Origin of the sequence: Pseudarthrobacter sp. W1I19 (assembly GCF_030817835.1) — a bacterium.
GTDB lineage: Bacteria > Actinomycetota > Actinomycetes > Actinomycetales > Micrococcaceae > Arthrobacter.
The window spans coordinates 3,454,222-3,470,715 of record NZ_JAUSZR010000001.1 but is presented as its reverse complement, the minus strand read 5'-3'; the positions used below and the strand labels follow the sequence as shown (position 1 = coordinate 3,470,715).

Genomic DNA, 16,494 nt, shown 5'->3' with positions numbered 1-16,494 from the left:
GACAAGCTCAATCACCAGGCCCTTATTGGGCGGTGTCCGCCCAGCCCTGGCTGGCGGGGCCGCCCTCGTGCCCGTCGTCGCAAAGGCCGAAGGCAACGCTTGCCGCCCGCTGCACCGCCGCACTGGATGCTTCCCGCGACCCGGCGCTGCCAGTGCCGGCTTCCAACCCGGCGGCGTAGCCCACCAGGAACGTGGTGACCGGGGCGGCGGGGTGGATCACGGAGTCGGCGGACTTGCGGGCCAGGTCCAGGAGCAGTTCGTTGTCCACCTTGAGGTCCAGGATCTGCAGCGCCTGGGCAAGCCTGTTGCTCCACTGGTCAAGCACTTGTGCTTCTTCGTCACTGACTGCCATGGTCTGCTCCTTCATCAACATCCCGAGGATCCACTTTGCCCCGAGGCCGGCTGTTACCGGTGCTGACACTACAAGGCTTCACCGCCGAAGTCATCGGGTTCCTAAAACCCCTCATCCCAAACAGGGTAGAGCCGCCGCCCTTCTGGCTCTGGCCCCGGGTATGTGGACACGGGCGGCTGGGTGGGCGACCAGGCCAATTATGAGGGCATGGCTAGGCGAGCCGGGCGTTGACCGCGGCGGGGGAGAAGACCTGGTTGACCAAAAGTGAGGTCATGCCCCGGATGCCGGCATCCTCACCCAGGGCAGCCAACCGCACGTCCAGGTGCCGGGTGGCACGCGGGAGCGACATCGGGTACAGGGTTTCCCGGATTCCGCCAATCAGGGATGACGAAGCAAGGTCACCGGCAATGAGCAGGACCGCCGGATTCAGCAGGCACACCACCGTTGCCATCACCTCGCCCAGCCGCCTGCCTGCCTCGTGCGTGAGGCGCATCGTGTCTACGTTTCCCGCCAGCAGCTGCTGGCGCACGTCACGGCCGGAGGAGGCAGGGATGCCCAGCTCGGTCAACCTGCGGGCAATGGCGCCGCCGCTTGCTCCCGCCGCCAGGCAGCTGAAGGAGCCGCACTGGCATTGCAGTTCGGCGAAGGCAGGGTGGCGGACATGCCCGATGTCCCCGGCGCCGCCATCCACTCCCTGGTAGATCTGCCCGTTGATCACCAGCCCGGTGCCGATGCCGGTGGACACCTTCACCAGGCAAAGCGAACTCGTGCCGGCAAAACCGGCGCTGTATTCGCCCACCGCCATGGCGTCGGCGTCGTTCTCCACCAGGACCGGTACAGGGAAGGCCTCCTGGATGAGCTCCACCACGGGGTAGGCGTCCCACCCCGGCATGATGGGCGGCTGCGAGGGCCGCAGCGTCCCGGGGTCGACGGGACCGGGGATGGAGATGCCCACCCCGGAAACCTTGGCCAATGGCATCTTCGAGCGCTTCAACAGTTCGCGCCCCGCCTGGGTAATGGCGTGGAGCACCTTCTCCGGACCGTCGTCCACGGCGATGTCCAGGTGTTCGTCGGCAAGGATTGCACCGCCAAGATCCGTCAGGGCCACCCGGCTGGATGTCGTTTCCACAGAGGCCGAGATTGCGCAGGAGTGCTGGAGGTTGAAGGCGAGGTCGGTGGGGCGGCGGCCGCCCGAGGGCCGGGCTGTGCCGGCCTCCCGGATCAGTTCCGCCTTGAGCAGGGTGTCCACACGCTGGGCCACGGTCATGCGGGACATGCCCGTTTCTTCCTGGATATCCCCCCGCGTCCGGGCCTGGCCGGACCGGATCAGGTGAAGGACATCCCCAGGTCCCACGTACATAGATGGCTCCTACCGCTCAAAAGGCACTCTTGCAATCCTAGGTGCTCCGGGAGCGCATCGGACAAAACACTCTCCCGCTCATGTCGAATGGTTCTGCAGCTAATGCTAGACAGCTAGGCAACATTTGGATAGCCTTTAGGCACAAGTCCCGGGCCTGTGACTGCGCTCACAGGCCCGGGAAGTATTCAGCACCTGTTCCGGCGGCGCGGCCGAAGTGGCCCGCACCGTTTGGCGACGGGGCCGAGCGCGCGAACCGCGGCACCGCTTCCGGCGCCGCTATAGACAGGAGCATCGAAGTGATGAGAACCAGAGGCCGGTCCACCATGGCCGTGCTGACCGCGGCGTCATTGACCATGGCAATGCTGGCAGGCTGTACACAAAATGAAGGTTCGAACGACGGCGAAAGCCCCAACGGGGAGGCCCAGGCGATCACGGTCTGGACCGCGGACACGCTCCCTGACCGGGTGGCCAAGACCGAGGCCATTATCGAGAAGTTCACGGCAGCCACTGGTGTGAAGGTTGACCTGGTGGGCGTTCCCGAAGACCAGTTCAACCAGGTCCTCACGTCCTCGGCCGCAGCCGGCGACCTGCCGGACGTCATTGGCTCCATCTCCCTTGCCCAGGTGCGCACGCTTGCCGCGAACGATCTGGTGGACGCGGGCACCAACAAGGCGATCGTGGAGAGCCTGGACGCAAGCACCTTCTCAGAGCGCGCCCTTGAGCTGACGCGCGACGGCGATCAGCAACTCTCGGTCCCGGACTCCTCCTGGCAGCAGCTCCTCTACTACCGCAAGGACCTCTTCGATAAGGCAGGCATCGCTGCCCCGAAGACGTACGACGACATCAAGGCCGCAGCCCAGAAGCTGGATACCCCGCAACTGGCCGGCATCGCCGCAGCCAACAAGCCGGGCGAGGCGTTCACCCAGCAGACCTTTGAGCACATCGCCCAAGGCAACGGCTGCGAGATGGTCAACGACAAGGGGGACATCACCTTCGACAGCCCCGAATGTGTGAAGGCGCTGGAGTTCTACCGCGACATGCTTCGGGACTATTCGGTGCCGGGGGCCCAGGACGTGGACACCGTTCGTGCCTCCTACTTCGCCGGCCAGGCTGCCATGGCCGTCTGGTCCACCTTCCTCCTGGATGAAATGGCCGGCCTCCGCAACGACGCCAAGCCCACGTGCCCCGAGTGCGCCGCAGACCCGACCTTCCTCGCCAAGAACACCGGCGTGGTCACAGGCATCCAAGGCCCCGACGGCGACCAGCCCGCCCAGTTCGGCGAGGTTGTTTCCTGGACTGTCACCAAGGACTCGGCCTCCGAGTCTGCCCGCAAGTTCGTGGAGTACTTCATGACCGAAGGCTACGTTGACTGGCTGTCCATTGCTCCCGAGGGCCGGCTCCCGGTGCGGGCAGGCACGAAGGACAACCCCACCGAGTACGCGGACAAGTGGAAGACCATGCCCGCAGGCGTGGACAAGAAGGAACCCCTCGGCAACTTCTACTCCAAAGATGTGCTCTCCGTCCTGGAGCAGGGCCCGGACGAGCTGAAGCGCTGGGGCATCACGCAGGGCCAGGGCGACCTGGTGGGTGCGGCTTTGGGTGAACTGCCCATCGCCAAGGCCGTCAGCGATGTCACCTCCGGCGGCGTGGATCCCGCCACTGCAGCCAAGCAGGCCGCAGAATCCCTTAAGTCCATCAAGGATTCGCTGAAGTGAGTTCGACCAAAAAGGACGCTTCTGCAGGGCCGGCGGCATCAACCGCCGGCCCGCGGGGGCGCCGCAAGCTTTCACCGATGGCCCGGGAAGAGCAGCGCGCCGGCCTCACCCTGCTTTCGCCCACACTGGTCCTGGTGCTGGTCATGGTGGTCCTGCCGATCCTCTGGACCCTGGTCCTCGCGTTCCAGCGGGTCCGGATCCTGAACATCCGCACGGCAGGCATTTTCGGCCCGTACACAATAGCCAACTTCGACAACGTGTTCTCGAGCAGCTTCTTCACCTCGCTCGCCACCACGTTGGCGTACTCCATCTTCGGCACCGCCGGGGCCATCATCCTGGGCCTGATCGCGGCGCTCGCCCTCCGGAAGCCGTTCAAGGGCAGGACCCTGATCCGGGCGTCCATGCTGATCCCGTACGTTGCCCCCATCGTGGCGGTCACGTTCACGTGGAGCACCATGCTCGATCCGCAGTTCGGGCTGGTCAATTACTGGGGCAAGCGCCTGTTCGGCTGGGAGGAATCCATTCCCTTCCTCAGTGAGCGGGCCAGGGACGTTTCCTTCCTGGGGCTGGAATTCCAGCTCCCCACAGCGCTGATCGCCGTCATAGTGTTCGAATGGTGGCGGTCCTTCCCGTTCGCCTTCTTGTTCCTCACGGCCAGGCTCAACGCCGTGCCCGACAGCTTGGAGGAAGCGGCCAGGGTTGATGGCGCCACGCCCATCCAGCGGTTCAACCACATCATCCTGCCCCAGCTCCTGCCCACCATGGCCATGCTGTCCGTCCTGCGCTTCATCTGGACCTTCAACAGCTTCGATGACATCTACCTGCTCACCGGTGGTGGCGGCGGCACCGAAGTGGTGGCCGTGACAGTGTTCAACTACCTGACAGCCCGCGGCGACATTGGTGCCGCTTCCGCCCAGGCCCTGGTCCTGGCAGTGATTCTGGGCGTGTTCGTCGGCGTGTACATCAAATTCTTCGCCAGGAAAGAGGAGGTCTCCTGATGGCGGTCCCAGTAGAAACGAGGCGCCCGTCCTCCCCGTCGAGGCCGCCGGAGGGTTCCCGCTGGACCCGCGACGTGATCGAAACCAAGGTTTTCGGCATCCTCCGCTGGGTGGTGATCGCCGGGCTGGTGCTGGTGACGCTGTTCCCCTTCTATTACATGTTCGTCCTGTCCATCCGGCCCCTGGACTCGCTGCTGCGGGATCCGGGCTCGCTGGTCATCCCGTTCGGCGAACTGGACTGGGGTTCCTATGTCAGCATCCTGACCCCCCAGGAGAACGGCGGCCAGGGCTTCCTGAAATTTATGGGCAACAGCGCCCTGGTGGCACTGGGCACAGTGCTGATCTCGCTGATCGTGGCCATCCCCGGCTCCTACGCGATCAGCCGGCTGAACTTCTTTGGCCGGCGCCAGGTCAGTGGACTGTTCCTGGCGGTGTACCTGTTTCCCAGCATCCTGCTGGCCATCCCGCTGTTCACCTTCTTCACCCGGCTGGGCCTGCGGGGGCAGCTGGTGGCACTGCTGATCGTGTATGTGGCGCAGGTCATTCCTGTCACCATCTACATGCTGCGGAACTACTTCGACACCATCCCCACCAGCCTGGAAGAGGCCGCCGCCCTTGACGGCTGCAGCAGGCTCGGCGTGCTGCGCCGGATCAGCCTGCCGCTGGCCATGCCTGCCATCATCTCGAACGGATTGTTCGTTTTTATGATCGCTTGGAACGAGTTCCTCTTCGCCCTGCTGTTCCTGGTCAACACCCGGCCCAACTGGACCGTCTCGCTGGGCCTGTCCCAGCTGGCGGGCAGCATCGAAGTGCCCACCACCGTGCTGATGGCCGGTTCGGTGATCCTGACGCTGCCCATCATCATCATTTTCTTCGCCGCCGAGCGGCTGCTCACCGAGGGCCTCACGGCCGGGGCGGAGAAGGGTTGATGGGGCAGCAGGGCGGTACGCGGGAGGGCGGCACCGCCCAGCAGGAGAGCAGTACGACGGTGGCTCTGGCCGACGACGTACGGCGCCTCATGGAGGCGCACTGGCGCCCGGACCACGGCTACAGCGTGCCCAATCCGGGCACCTACCCCCACTTGTGGCTGTGGGATTCCTGTTTTCATGCGATCATCTGGGCATGCCTGGGCGACGACCGGGCGCTGCACGAGATCGAGGCCGTGCTGGCCGGCCAGCTGGCTAACGGGATGGTTCCGCACATGCGCTACGGCGGCGAAGGGCCGGACACGTGGCTGGGGCCCCTGGCAGAGACGTCGTCCCTCACACAACCGCCCATGTTCGGCCACGCCATCCGCGTCCTGACCGATGCCGGCATCCAGGTGTCCAAGGAGACCCTTGCCAAGGCGCGGGACGGACTGGACTGGCTGTGGGAGAACCGGCGCACCCGGGAGGGGCTCATCTATGTGGTGCATCCCTGGGAAGCGGGCAACGACCATTCACCCCGCTGGGACGACTGGGGCGCCCCGGGCCGGACCCCGGACGGTTACAGCCGCCCGGCACGCACCGCCTGGAACAAGGAGCGCATGAACGAAGTCTCGTTCTCTGATGACGGCGCGGCCGCCTGGTCCACCAGCTTCGTCGCGTGCCCGGCTGCCTTCAATGCCTACACGGCCTTCAACTTCCGGGAGCTGGCTGCCGTTACCGGCGACCCGGCGCTGGAGGACAGGGCAGCTGAGCTGGCGGCCGCCATGGACCGGCATCTCTGGGACGGGGAGGAGCAGCTCTGGTCCGACCTGGCTGTCGTAGGCGGCGGAGCATCTGTCAGGATCCCCATCAGCGACGGCGTGATGGGCGCCCTGGTCACTGCCGACGAAACCAAGGCCCGGGCTGCCTTGCGCCAGCTCGCGGATCCGGCCCGGTTCGGTGCTGCGTTCGGCCCTGCAAACGTGGCCCGGGACCACCCCGCCTACGATCCGGACACGTACTGGCGGGGCCCGGCATGGCCGCCGCTGAACTACCTCTTCCAGCAGGCGTTGAAGCGGCTCGGCCTGGAGCAGGAGGCCGCCGCGCTCGCGGAGCTCACCGCCGGAGGCGCCACCACCAGTGGGTGGGCGGAGTACTGGAACCCCGAGAACGGGCGCGGACTGGGCGCCGTGCCCCAGAGCTGGGCAGGCCTCGTCATTGCCATGCAGCAGTAACCGCGCGAACAGCGGCGCGGGCCAGGCAGGAGTGGCCCGCGTCGTTGGGATGGACCGTGTCCGCATCGAGCATGGACGCAGCATCCCAGCCGTCCGGCTCCACCACCACAACCCCCGGCTGGGCACCGGCGATTTTCCGGAGGGTTGCGTTATAGGTGTCCACCAGGGTGTTGGAGCCGAGGTTGTGCGGGGCATGCAGGCTGAAATCCAGCAGGTGCGGCTGCGCGAGGGCTGCCACCACAGCATCGGGAGAGGCTTGGCGGATCGCTTCGAAAATCGTCCGCAGGGAGTCCGCGTACTGCTGAAGGGACGACGCCGACTCGCCGCCCAGGCGCAGATCGTTCAGTCCCGTCATCAGCAGGTAGAGGACGGCCGGCGGGGGAGCGTCCGCAGTGATCAGTGCCGCCGTTCCCGTGCTGCTGCTGCCGCCCACGCCCCGGTTGTCCAGTTCCAGTCCCAGCCCGCTGGCCACCAGCGCAGCCATACAGGATGCTCCCGTGGAGGCGCCATCGCCGTCCACCCAGGAATGCCCGTAAGAAACCATCCGCCGCATCGCGGCACCTGCCCTTCGCTGTCAGCGCCTTCCGTGGTGGAGCAGCGCAGTTCTGGTAACGTTATCAATAATATTAGCCTGATTGGAAGACGATGAGCCACAACCCTCCCCGCAGCTACGACAAGTTCCCCACCGTCACCGTGCCCGGCAACCATCGGACATGGTCCGGGCAGGACGCCTGGCGGGAAATCGCCCGGTCCGGGAAAGGCCCCGTTGTGGTGGACACCTATCCCGGCGTGGACCTGGATGACCTGGTGGCGGCCCTCGCCCGGGCCCTCCCGGAACACCGGATCCTGAACGTGGAAGAACTCGCGGCCCATCCCATCAGCCACATCGATGCCCTGATTGCCCCCAACCTCACCGATGACCGCGTGTTCGGTGTCATGAGCCACCACACCCTTAGCGACTTTTACGACGCCGAAAGGCTGGCGGACCTCGGCCGCCAGGCCTCGGCGTCGGCCGGTCCCGTGATCCTGGTGGGCTGGGGAGCTGCCCTGGTGCCGCTGCAGGAGCGGACCCTGGTCCTCGCGGATATGGCGCGCTGGGAACTTCAGCAGAGGCAGCGTGCCGGTGCCCCCAACTGGCGCTGCAACAACGCTGCCGAGGACAACCTTCGCAAATACAAGCGGAGCTTCTTCGTGGAATGGCGCGTGGCGGACCGGCATAAGCGGCAACTGTTCCCCGCCGTCGACTACGTCCTGGACACCAACCGCGGCACCGGACAAGCCAAGCTGATCACGGGCGATGCTTTCCACGAGGGGATGGCGGCCGCCGCGGCTGCCCCTTTCCGGGTGGTGCCGTTTTTTGATCCCGGCGTGTGGGGCGGCCAGTGGATGAAGCAGGTCATCGGCCTGGACAGCGACGCCGAGAACTACGCCTGGTGCTTTGACTGCGTTCCGGAGGAAAACAGCATCCTGCTGGACGTGGGCGGGGAGGCGGTGGAACTGCCCTCGGTGGACGTGGTCTTTACCCAGCCCACGGCGCTGCTGGGGCCGCGGACCTACGCCCGCTTCGGTGCCGAGTTCCCCATCCGTTTTGATTTCCTGGACACCATGGAGGGCGGCAACCTCTCGTTGCAGGTCCACCCGCTGACGGACTACATCCAGGACCGGTTCGGCATGCACTACACCCAGGATGAGAGTTACTACCTGCTGGACGCCGGTCCGGACGCGGTGGTGTACCTTGGCCTGCAGTCCGGGACGGACCCGGAGGAGATGGTGAAGGCCCTGAAAAAGGCGTCCGACGGCGGCACCCACTTCCCGGCCGAGGATTACGTCAACGCATTCCCGGCAAAGAAGCACGACCACTTCTCCATCCCCGCCGGCACGGTGCACTGCTCCGGCGCCAACTCCATGGTGCTGGAAATATCCGCCACACCGTACATCTTCACCTTCAAAATGTGGGACTGGGACCGGGTGGGACTGGACGGCCGGCCGCGCCCCATCCACGTGGACCACGCCAGCCGGAACATCCAGTGGGACCGCGATACGGAATGGGCGCGGGAACAGCTGCTGGACCAGGTCCAGGAACTGGGATCAGGCCCGGGCTGGACCGAGGAACGCACAGGGCTGCACGAGCTCGAATTCATAGAAGTGCGCCGGCACTGGTTCACGGGATCCGTGGACCACCACACGAACGGAACCGTCAACGTACTGAACCTGGTGGAGGGCAGCGAAGCTGTGGTGGAAAGCCCCACCGGCAGCTTTGCCCCCTTCGTGGTCAGTTATGCCGAAACCTTTATCATTCCGGCATCGGTGGGGGCGTACACCATCCGGCCGCACGGCAGTGGTGTGGGCCAGAAGCTCGCCACGGTGAAGGCCTATGTCCGCGGGACCGAAGCACGGCGGGCCCAGTAGGCGGCGCCAATCAGGCCCGCCTCCTCGGAACGCTTCGCGGCGTTGATGGGCAGTGTGCCCAGTGCGGGGTGCGCCCGTTCAAGGCCACGTCGGATGGCGGGTTCCACAATGTCCCAGGAGCCCGCCATCGAGCCTCCGATGACCAGCATTTCGGCACCGAAGCGGTGGAGGTACGGGCCCACAGCTTCTCCCACTGCCGCGAAGGCATGCTCCAGCACCGCGGCTGCCACGGCGTCGCCGCGCCGGGCGGCCTCAGCAATGTTGTGCACGTCCGGCGCCCCGGTGCCACGGGTAGCGCCGGGGCCGTGCTGTCCGACGGCAACGCGCTGTTCGGCGGCGCCGGCAATCGCTGCAGCGTACGCGCTTCGGATTGCCCGGCGCGAAACAGTGTCCTCAAGCGGGCGCCCCTGGTATGCCAGGAGGTAGCTGCTGCCATCGGGTGGCACGTCGGGGCCGGTCTTTACGGGTACCCCATCGGCCAGGAAGCAGGATCCCACGCCGGTTCCCAGCGTGATGCAGGCGGCGCGCCGGCTGTTGCCCGCGACGCCCATGGCGAACTCGCCGATTCCAAAGGCGTCGGCGTCATTGAGGAAAATCATGCTCCGAAGCTCGTGCCCCAGGCGCCGGGCGAGCTGCGTTCCCACGTCCACGCCCCGCAACTGGTCGAACTTTCCCACATGTTCGTACAGGGCTATTCCGCGGTGATAGTCGAACGGGCCCGGCAATGCCACGCCCCACCTGCCGCTGTGGCTGCCGCCCAGTTCATGGGCTGCCTTGGCAAGGGCGTCCAGCAGGGCCTCTGCGGAAGCATGCGCGTCCAATTCCCGCCGCACCAGGCTGCCGTCCTCGACCTGCCAGCCGCCCTCCGGCCCCAGGACCCGGGCCGCGGTGACGTGCGTCCCGCCGATCTCCAGGACCGGTGTGGACAGGCTGTCATTCTTCATTCGCGCTCCTGGCTGTTGGTAACGTTGACAGCGTCCGGCAGGAACCTGCCGTGCGGCACTGCCGAAAGAATTTCCTGGGTATGACCATGTCCCGCAGCAAAGCGTCCGCCGCGCCGGATCAGGGTGCGCCGGTCTCGCGTGATCCCGCGGTGCGGGCTGCCCCGACCGTCCGGGACGTCGCAGCCTTGGCGGGCGTCAGTCCGATGACGGTGTCCCGCACCATGGCAGGCGGCCTGAACGTCCTGCCAGAGGTGCAGGAGCGGGTCAGGGCGGCCGTGGAGAAGCTCGGTTACCGGCCCAACCAGAATGCCCGGAACACGCGCCTGCGCAAACCCACGGGCCTGATCGGCATTGCGGTCACGAATCTGGGCAACCCCTAGTACGGGCGGTTCGCCCTGGGTGTCCAGGAGGTGGCGTCCGCGCACGGCCGGCAGGTTGTCCTGGGGAGCAGCGTGGAGGATCCGGAGCTGGAGGAACAGTTGCTCACGGAGTTCGCCGGGCGGCAGCTGGAGGGTGTCATTTTGGTTCCTGCGGGTAATGGGCTGAATCCGGAGGGGGTCCGCCAGCTGGCCGGGATTCCCCTGGTTCTCGCCACCAGGACGGTGGACGGCCTGGCGTGTGATGCGGTCCTGGTGGACGACGTCGCCGGAGCTGCCGCCGGGACCGCGGCGCTCCTTGCCGACGGTCACGCTCGAATAGGGTTCCTGGGCGACGTTGAGGGCATCTCCACAGCGCGGCGCCGGTTCCAGGGCTTCTGTATGGCGTTGGAAGGTGCAGGACTCGGCTTCGACCAGGGGCTTCTGGCGCGGGTCCGCGGTTCGGAGGCGGCGGCCCGTGCGGTGACGGCACTCCTCGCCGGGCCGCATCCGCCCACGGCCTTTTTCTCCGCCAACAACCGCACCACCGTGGGCGCGCTGCGGGCCATCTGTGAATGGCGGGCCGGCCGCGTTGCAACCGATGCAGGGATCGCCCCACCCGTGCCCGCACTGGCGAGCTTTGACGACGTCGAACTCGCCGACCTGCTGGGCGTGCCGCTCAGTGTGATGTCCCACGATCCCCGGGAGCTCGGAGCCGCCGCCGCGGAGCTGCTGTTCAAGCGGCTGGCCGGGGAGGCCGCCGGTGGCCCCCGCCGTGAGCCGGTCACTGTCCAGCTGCCCGTTTCCGTGCGCCGCTTCTGATCCTCCAATCCTCCCGGAGGCAGCGGGTGGGGCGGCGGGGGAGTCCAAAACCATGTGTTGAAGTTACTGCAGATTCTGCCTAACGTCTATACACAAGTTGGCTAGCGCTTATGCTAATGTCGTTTGCGTCACATCCTTTCAGGACTCTCCCACCACCCTAAGGACCGCCAAAAGTGTCCCGCTTCCTTCGTATCGCCGCACCGCGCAGCGTCGCCGTTATTGACCAGCCGTCCGTCCCGCTGGAGCCGGGGCAGGCGCGGGTCCGGACCATTTACTCCGGTATTTCGGCAGGCACTGAGCTCACGGCCTATCGCGGTACCAACCCTTACCTCACCTCCGTCTGGGACCCGGAATCCCGGCTCTTCCAGCCAGGGCAGGAAGAACTCGGGTATCCACTGGACGGCTGGGGTTATTCGGAAGTGGGCGAAGTTGTGGAGATTGCCCCGACTGCGGCCCATTCTCCCGGCACTGCAGAAAAGGTTCCTCCGGTCCGTGTTGGCGATGTTGTGTGGGGGATCTGGGGGCATCGTGACGAGGGGATTCTGGCCGCGGAGTCCCTGCGCGGCCACGTGCTGCCGGAAGGCATGGATCCGCTGGCCGGCGCATTTGTCCGGGTGGGCGCCATCGCCCTGAGCGCGGTCCTTGCTGCCGATCTGGGGCCCGGGTCCACGGTGGCCATCTTCGGGCAGGGCGTCATCGGGCTGCTGGCCACGCGCTTCGCCGTCCTGAACGGGGCCAAGGTCATAGCGGTGGACGGCATCGAGGCCCGTCGGAACCGCGCGCTCGCGTGGGGCGCCGAACACGCCCTGAACCCGTCACCGGAGCTGGCTGGCGCTATCCGCAGGATCACCAGCGGTGCGGGCGTGGACGTCGCCGTCGAACTCAGCGGAAACTACCGGGCGCTCCATGAGGCTACCCGGGCGGTGGGTGCTGACGGCACGGTCATCGCAGCCGGTTTCTACCAGGGCGAGGCCGCGGGGGTGCGCTTCGGCGAAGAGTTCCACCACAACAGGGTCCAGCTCCTGGCATCGCAAATCGGCTCCGTTCCCAACCGCCTCCGTTCGCGCTGGACCGTCCCGCGGCTTCAGCAGACCGTGGTGGACCATCTTGCCAAGGGGCTGCTGGATGCCCCCTCGCTTGTCACCCACACCTTTTCCCTGACAGATGCCGCAAAGGCTTATGAACTGCTGGACACGGATCCCCAATCCGCGCTCCAGGTTGTATTGGAGTTCTCATGACCATGATTACCGTGCAGGAGCAGCACCTCCCGGGCGGCAGCCTGGAGGAGAAATTCGGCAACGCACTGGCGTGGGGCTTCGGGGGAATCGAACTCCGCTCCGCCGGAAACCTGCAGTTCCAGGCCAGGCTTCCTGAATTGCGCCGGGCCCGCGCCGCCGGAGTGGTGATGCCCACGGCCTGCGTGGACATGGCCCATTTCATTGGCGCGTTCGACGACGAACTCCGGAAGGACGCCGTCGTCCAGCTGAAATCCCAGCTGAGTGTTATGGCCGAGATCGGCGGACGCGGAGTGATGACCCCTGCCTCCTACGGCATGTTCTCCAAGCGGCTCCCGCCGTTCGTGCCACCACGCACTGACGAGGAGGACACTGCTGTGCTGGTGGAAGCCCTTACAGCGCTCGGCGAGCATGCTGCGTCCGAAGGCGTGGAGATCTACCTGGAGCCCCTCAACCGCTACGAGGACCATATGATCAACACGCTCGCTGACGGCGTCCAGCTGCTCAAGCTGGTGGGGCAGGACGCCGTGCGCCTGGCACCGGACACGTATCACATGAACATCGAGGAAAGCGACCCCGCAGCCGCACTCCAGGACGCCGCCGCGTTCATCGGCCATATCCAGGCCAGCGACTCCAACCGGCTTGAGCCCGGTGCCGGAAACGTGGACTGGGCGCTCTTCGGCGCCACCCTGAAATCGATCGGCTACGCGGGGACCGTGGCGCTGGAGTCCAGGTTGTCCGGTCCCGCGGAGGACGTCCTTCCGCGCGTGCCGTCCCTGCTGGGGCGGTACCTGTGACCGGCGGTGCAGGAAACGCCGGAACCGGCAGTACCGGCGTGGCGATTGCCGATCCCATCATCGCAGCCCGGTCAACGGCCGTCCTGGAGGCCAACTGGCGCAAGAGCCACACAGTCCCGGCGGCAGGCCTGTACCCGCACCAGTGGAGCTGGGATTCGGCCTTTATCGCCATGGGGCTGGCCAGGATCTCGCCGCGCCGGGCCGGGCAGGAGATGGACGCACTCTTCGCCGGGCAATGGGACGACGGGAGGCTGCCGCAGATTGTCTTCGACCCCCACCGGGACCAGGAGTATTCGCCGGGAGCAGCCTTCTGGCAGTCCCGCAGCATCCCGGGTGCCCCCGCATCAGTGGACACGGCAGGCCTGGTCCAGCCGCCCAACCATGCCTGGGCGGTGTGGAGGATCCACCAGGCCGATCCCGGCGAGTCCCGCCGTCGATCCTTCCTTCAGCGCAACTATCCCAAACTCCTGCAGTGGCACGCGTACCTTTCCGGGCGCCGGGACCGGGGCAATTCCGGCCTGGCCGCCATTGTGCACCCCTGGGAATCCGGCACTGATAACTCACCGCTCTGGGACACAGCCATGACCCGCGTCCCGGCAGACTGCAAAACGGAGCTGAAGCGCCCCGACCTCCGGCACGCCGACCCCGGAGAGCGGCCCAGCCAGAAGGAGTACGGCAAGTACTTCTGGATGGCCGAACGCTACCGTGACCACAACTGTGACGACGCAGACACTGACTACCCCTTTCTGATGGAGGATCCGCTCTTTAACACCCTGCTCGCCGTTTCGGAACTCGCGTTGGCGGACATCGCCGCGGAACTGGGCCTGCCCGGAACCCCCCACCGGAAGCGGGCCAAGCTCATCACTGCGGCCCTGGAGGAGCTCTACGTTCCGGAACTGGGCTGCTACTCGGCGCGCGACGTGACGGACGGAAGCGTTATCCGCAAGGCCACCATCAACGGCCTCGTCCCGCTGCTTTTGCCGGGAAACGCCCATGCTGATGAGCTGCTCGCAACGCTGAACGGACCCCGCTTTATGGCAGGCAACGCCCTTCTGGTGCCCAGCTACGACGCCACGGCAGAGGACCACAACCCTGCCCTCTACTGGCGGGGGCCTGCCTGGTTCAACATGTCCTGGATGGTGGCTGAGGCGCTGGAAGGGCTCGGACAAACGGACCAGGCGGATTTCCTCCGCGGCAATATCGGCAGGCTCGCCGTCGAACACGAATTTCCGGAATATGTGGACCCGTGGACCGGCGCGGCACACGGCACCCGCAGCTTCAGCTGGACAGCGGCGCTGGCGCTGGAAACCACCTATCAGCGGAGCAGGCCATGACCGCAACCGCCCCGCCATCGGCAGTTTCCGTACTCGTGGCCCACGGTGCCATGATGCGCGGCGGAGCTGACGGCAGCGTGGGCCGCGCCGATTCTCCTGCTCAGGGCACTGAGGGGCTCTATGTGGCAGACACGCGCCTCCTGTCCCGGTGGATCGTGGAAATCAACGAATCCACCTTCTGGGACGTGGGCAGAGTCCTCGAACCAGGCCGCCGCCACACTGCCCTCAGCCCCGCAGCCCGGCGAAACCAGACGCACGATCTCTTCGTCCTCCGCACCCAGGACCTCGCCGCCGACGGACTCACCGAGACCCTGTCCATCCGCAACCTTGGCAGGGAACCCATGACGGCGCGGCTGGTCCTGCGCGCCGGCACCGACTTCGCTGACCAATTCACGGTCCGCACTGACGGACGCAACTTCGACCTCAGCGGCGCGGCCACCAGCCTCACAGTCCTTGACGAGGGCTCGCTCACCTTTGACTACACCCATACCGTGGGGGAGCGGACCTTCACCGCCGGCGTCCAACTGACAGCCAGTATCGTCCCGGAAATCCTGCGCGAACGGGTGGCCGGGCGCTTCGTGGGTGCCGTTCTGTCATGGGAGCTGCCGCTGGCCGCCGGGGAAACCCGTGCCCTGACTCTCGCTGCCCTGTCCACCAGCGAGAGCCGTCCCTGCGCGTCCACTGGTGGTGGACTGGCTGCCAGGGCCGCTACTGCGGGCGCCGCGACTGGCGGAACTGCTGATCAGACGGGACCATTGGCACGCCAGAGCCTTTTGGACCTGGACTCGTTGCTCATGCCGTGTCCGATTGACCCCGCACTGACCATCCCTGCGGCCGGGCTGCCCTGGTTCCTCACGCTTTTTGGCCGCGACTCCCTGTTGACCTCACTGCTGGCCGGGGCCGAACGGCCCGCGATGCTCGGCGACGTCCTGCGCGCCCTCGCCGCCACCCAGGGCGCAGTTGAGGACCCCGGGCGGGTAGAACAGCCGGGGAAAATAGTGCATGAGGTGCGGGTCAGCGAACTGGCCCAACTTGGGGCTGTTCCCTACGGCAGGTACTACGGCACTGTGGATGCCACCCCCTTGTTCCTGATGGCCTTGGGCAACGTGGAGGATCCCGGGTTGCTCCGCGAACTCGAGGAGCCGGCCCGGGAGGCCGTGGACTGGATCCTCGGCCACGGCGGCCTGTGGGATACCGGTTTTGTCCGCTACACCCCTGACCCCAAGGGGCTGCTCCACCAAGGCTGGAAGGACTCATTCGATGCCGTTGCCGGCGCGGACGGCCGTGAACCGGTAGGCGCCATCGCACTCGCCGAGGTCCAGGGCTACACGTGGCGCGGTCTGCGGGAGTGCGCCGGCCTCGCGGCAGGGCAGTGGGGGGACCCCGCATGGGCCGAAGCGCTGCATGCGCTCGCGGACGCACTGAAGACCCGGTTCCGCAAAGAGTTCTGGATGGAGCAGCACCGCTTCCCGGCGCTGGCAGTGGATGGTGAAGGGCGCCGGGTGGACGCGCTGGCCTCCAACGCGGGGCATCTTCTCTGGACGGGAATCCTTGATGCTGATGATGCGCGGTCGGTGACCTCGCGGCTTCTCCAGGACGACTTCTTCACGGGCTGGGGCATCCGCACGCTCGCCGCCGGCCAGCACTACTACCACCCGATGTCATACCACAATGGCTCCGTGTGGCCCCATGACACGATGCTGGCGGCCGAGGGTATGGCAGCGTATGGCTTTCTGGACGAGGCGCGGAAGGTCGCAGGTGCCATGCGGGAGGCGGCAGCGCACTTCGGAAACACGCTTCCGGAGCTGTTCGCCGGGTTCTCCCGCACAGATTTCCCCGTGCCAGTTCAGTACCACCACGCTGGCTCGCCCCAGGCCTGGGCAGCCGCTGCCGGACTTGCTGCTGTCCGGCTCGCGGGCCGGGCCGGCGATGCAGGGACCGGGCTTCAACAGGCCGGGGCCGCCGTCGCATGGAACAGTCCCCGGCCAACAGGGCAGGCAGTGGAAGCTGGGCCCACCAGTGGTTAATCCGC

Annotated in this window: 15 protein-coding genes; 11 read left to right on the top strand and 4 right to left on the bottom strand. The window is 66.5% G+C overall.

The window, feature by feature from the left end; genetic code table 11:
* Positions 1 to 22: 22 nt before the first annotated feature.
* Together QF038_RS16025 and QF038_RS16020 are read right to left on the bottom strand one after the other, a co-directional pair.
* The gene (locus QF038_RS16025; RefSeq protein ID WP_307611211.1) at positions 23 to 352 is read right to left on the bottom strand and encodes a DUF6457 domain-containing protein; all 330 of its coding nucleotides are present in this window, start codon (positions 350 to 352) and stop codon (positions 23 to 25) included.
* A gap of 211 nt (positions 353 to 563) precedes the next feature.
* Entirely contained in the window at positions 564 to 1,712 is a 1,149-nt protein-coding gene (locus QF038_RS16020; protein ID WP_307611209.1) for an ROK family protein, read from the bottom strand.
* A 299-nt stretch (positions 1,713 to 2,011) separates the two neighbouring features.
* On the opposite strand from QF038_RS16020, the gene QF038_RS16015 reads away from it, so the two are divergent.
* From QF038_RS16015 to QF038_RS16000, 4 genes are read left to right on the top strand one after another with little or no spacing between them, the layout of a single operon-like run.
* Positions 2,012 to 3,427 (top strand): ABC transporter substrate-binding protein, encoded by a 1,416-nt coding sequence (locus QF038_RS16015; RefSeq protein ID WP_307613502.1) that lies wholly within the window; start codon positions 2,012 to 2,014, stop codon positions 3,425 to 3,427.
* Complete coding sequence (locus QF038_RS16010; protein ID WP_307611207.1) at positions 3,424 to 4,425, top strand: carbohydrate ABC transporter permease; 1,002 nt, start codon at positions 3,424 to 3,426, stop codon at positions 4,423 to 4,425. Before QF038_RS16015 ends, QF038_RS16010 begins: the two co-directional genes overlap by 4 nt.
* Positions 4,425 to 5,354, top strand: a complete 930-nt coding sequence (locus QF038_RS16005; RefSeq protein ID WP_307611205.1) for a carbohydrate ABC transporter permease — start codon at positions 4,425 to 4,427, stop codon at positions 5,352 to 5,354. The genes QF038_RS16010 and QF038_RS16005 overlap by 1 nt, the downstream gene beginning before the upstream one ends.
* Positions 5,354 to 6,565 carry a trehalase family glycosidase gene (locus QF038_RS16000; RefSeq protein WP_307611203.1) on the top strand — a complete coding sequence of 404 codons (1,212 nt, stop codon included), beginning with the start codon at positions 5,354 to 5,356 and terminating at the stop codon, positions 6,563 to 6,565. Before QF038_RS16005 ends, QF038_RS16000 begins: the two co-directional genes overlap by 1 nt.
* Here the strand turns inward: QF038_RS16000 and QF038_RS15995 are convergent.
* Positions 6,546 to 7,118, bottom strand: coding sequence for an SGNH/GDSL hydrolase family protein (locus QF038_RS15995; protein ID WP_307611201.1), 573 nt, complete (start codon positions 7,116 to 7,118; stop codon positions 6,546 to 6,548). The genes QF038_RS16000 and QF038_RS15995 overlap by 20 nt on opposite strands.
* A gap of 92 nt (positions 7,119 to 7,210) precedes the next feature.
* Between QF038_RS15995 and QF038_RS15990 the strand changes: the two genes are divergently transcribed.
* Positions 7,211 to 8,974 (top strand): class I mannose-6-phosphate isomerase, encoded by a 1,764-nt coding sequence (locus QF038_RS15990; RefSeq protein ID WP_307611199.1) that lies wholly within the window; start codon positions 7,211 to 7,213, stop codon positions 8,972 to 8,974.
* Here QF038_RS15990 and QF038_RS15985 read toward each other — a convergent pair.
* The gene (locus tag QF038_RS15985; RefSeq protein ID WP_307611197.1) at positions 8,938 to 9,918 is read right to left on the bottom strand and encodes an ROK family protein; all 981 of its coding nucleotides are present in this window, start codon (positions 9,916 to 9,918) and stop codon (positions 8,938 to 8,940) included. The genes QF038_RS15990 and QF038_RS15985 overlap by 37 nt on opposite strands.
* 80 nt (positions 9,919 to 9,998) lie before the next feature.
* Between QF038_RS15985 and QF038_RS15980 the strand changes: the two genes are divergently transcribed.
* The 6 genes from QF038_RS15980 (at position 9,999) to QF038_RS15955 (ending at position 16,489) form a co-directional block, all read left to right on the top strand.
* Positions 9,999 to 10,298: a LacI family DNA-binding transcriptional regulator gene (locus QF038_RS15980; RefSeq protein WP_307611195.1), complete on the top strand. Its 300-nt coding sequence runs from the start codon at positions 9,999 to 10,001 to the stop codon at positions 10,296 to 10,298.
* A gap of 15 nt (positions 10,299 to 10,313) precedes the next feature.
* Positions 10,314 to 11,096: a substrate-binding domain-containing protein gene (locus QF038_RS15975; protein WP_307613501.1), complete on the top strand. Its 783-nt coding sequence runs from the start codon at positions 10,314 to 10,316 to the stop codon at positions 11,094 to 11,096.
* 173 nt (positions 11,097 to 11,269) lie between these two features.
* Positions 11,270 to 12,334 (top strand): zinc-binding alcohol dehydrogenase, encoded by a 1,065-nt coding sequence (locus QF038_RS15970; RefSeq protein WP_307611193.1) that lies wholly within the window; start codon positions 11,270 to 11,272, stop codon positions 12,332 to 12,334.
* Positions 12,331 to 13,128: a sugar phosphate isomerase/epimerase gene (locus QF038_RS15965; protein ID WP_307611191.1), complete on the top strand. Its 798-nt coding sequence runs from the start codon at positions 12,331 to 12,333 to the stop codon at positions 13,126 to 13,128. The genes QF038_RS15970 and QF038_RS15965 overlap by 4 nt, the downstream gene beginning before the upstream one ends.
* Positions 13,125 to 14,462, top strand: coding sequence for a hypothetical protein (locus tag QF038_RS15960; protein WP_307611189.1), 1,338 nt, complete (start codon positions 13,125 to 13,127; stop codon positions 14,460 to 14,462). The genes QF038_RS15965 and QF038_RS15960 overlap by 4 nt, the downstream gene beginning before the upstream one ends.
* Entirely contained in the window at positions 14,459 to 16,489 is a 2,031-nt protein-coding gene (locus tag QF038_RS15955) for a glycogen debranching N-terminal domain-containing protein (RefSeq protein WP_307611187.1), read from the top strand. Before QF038_RS15960 ends, QF038_RS15955 begins: the two co-directional genes overlap by 4 nt.
* Positions 16,490 to 16,494: the final 5 nt, after the last annotated feature.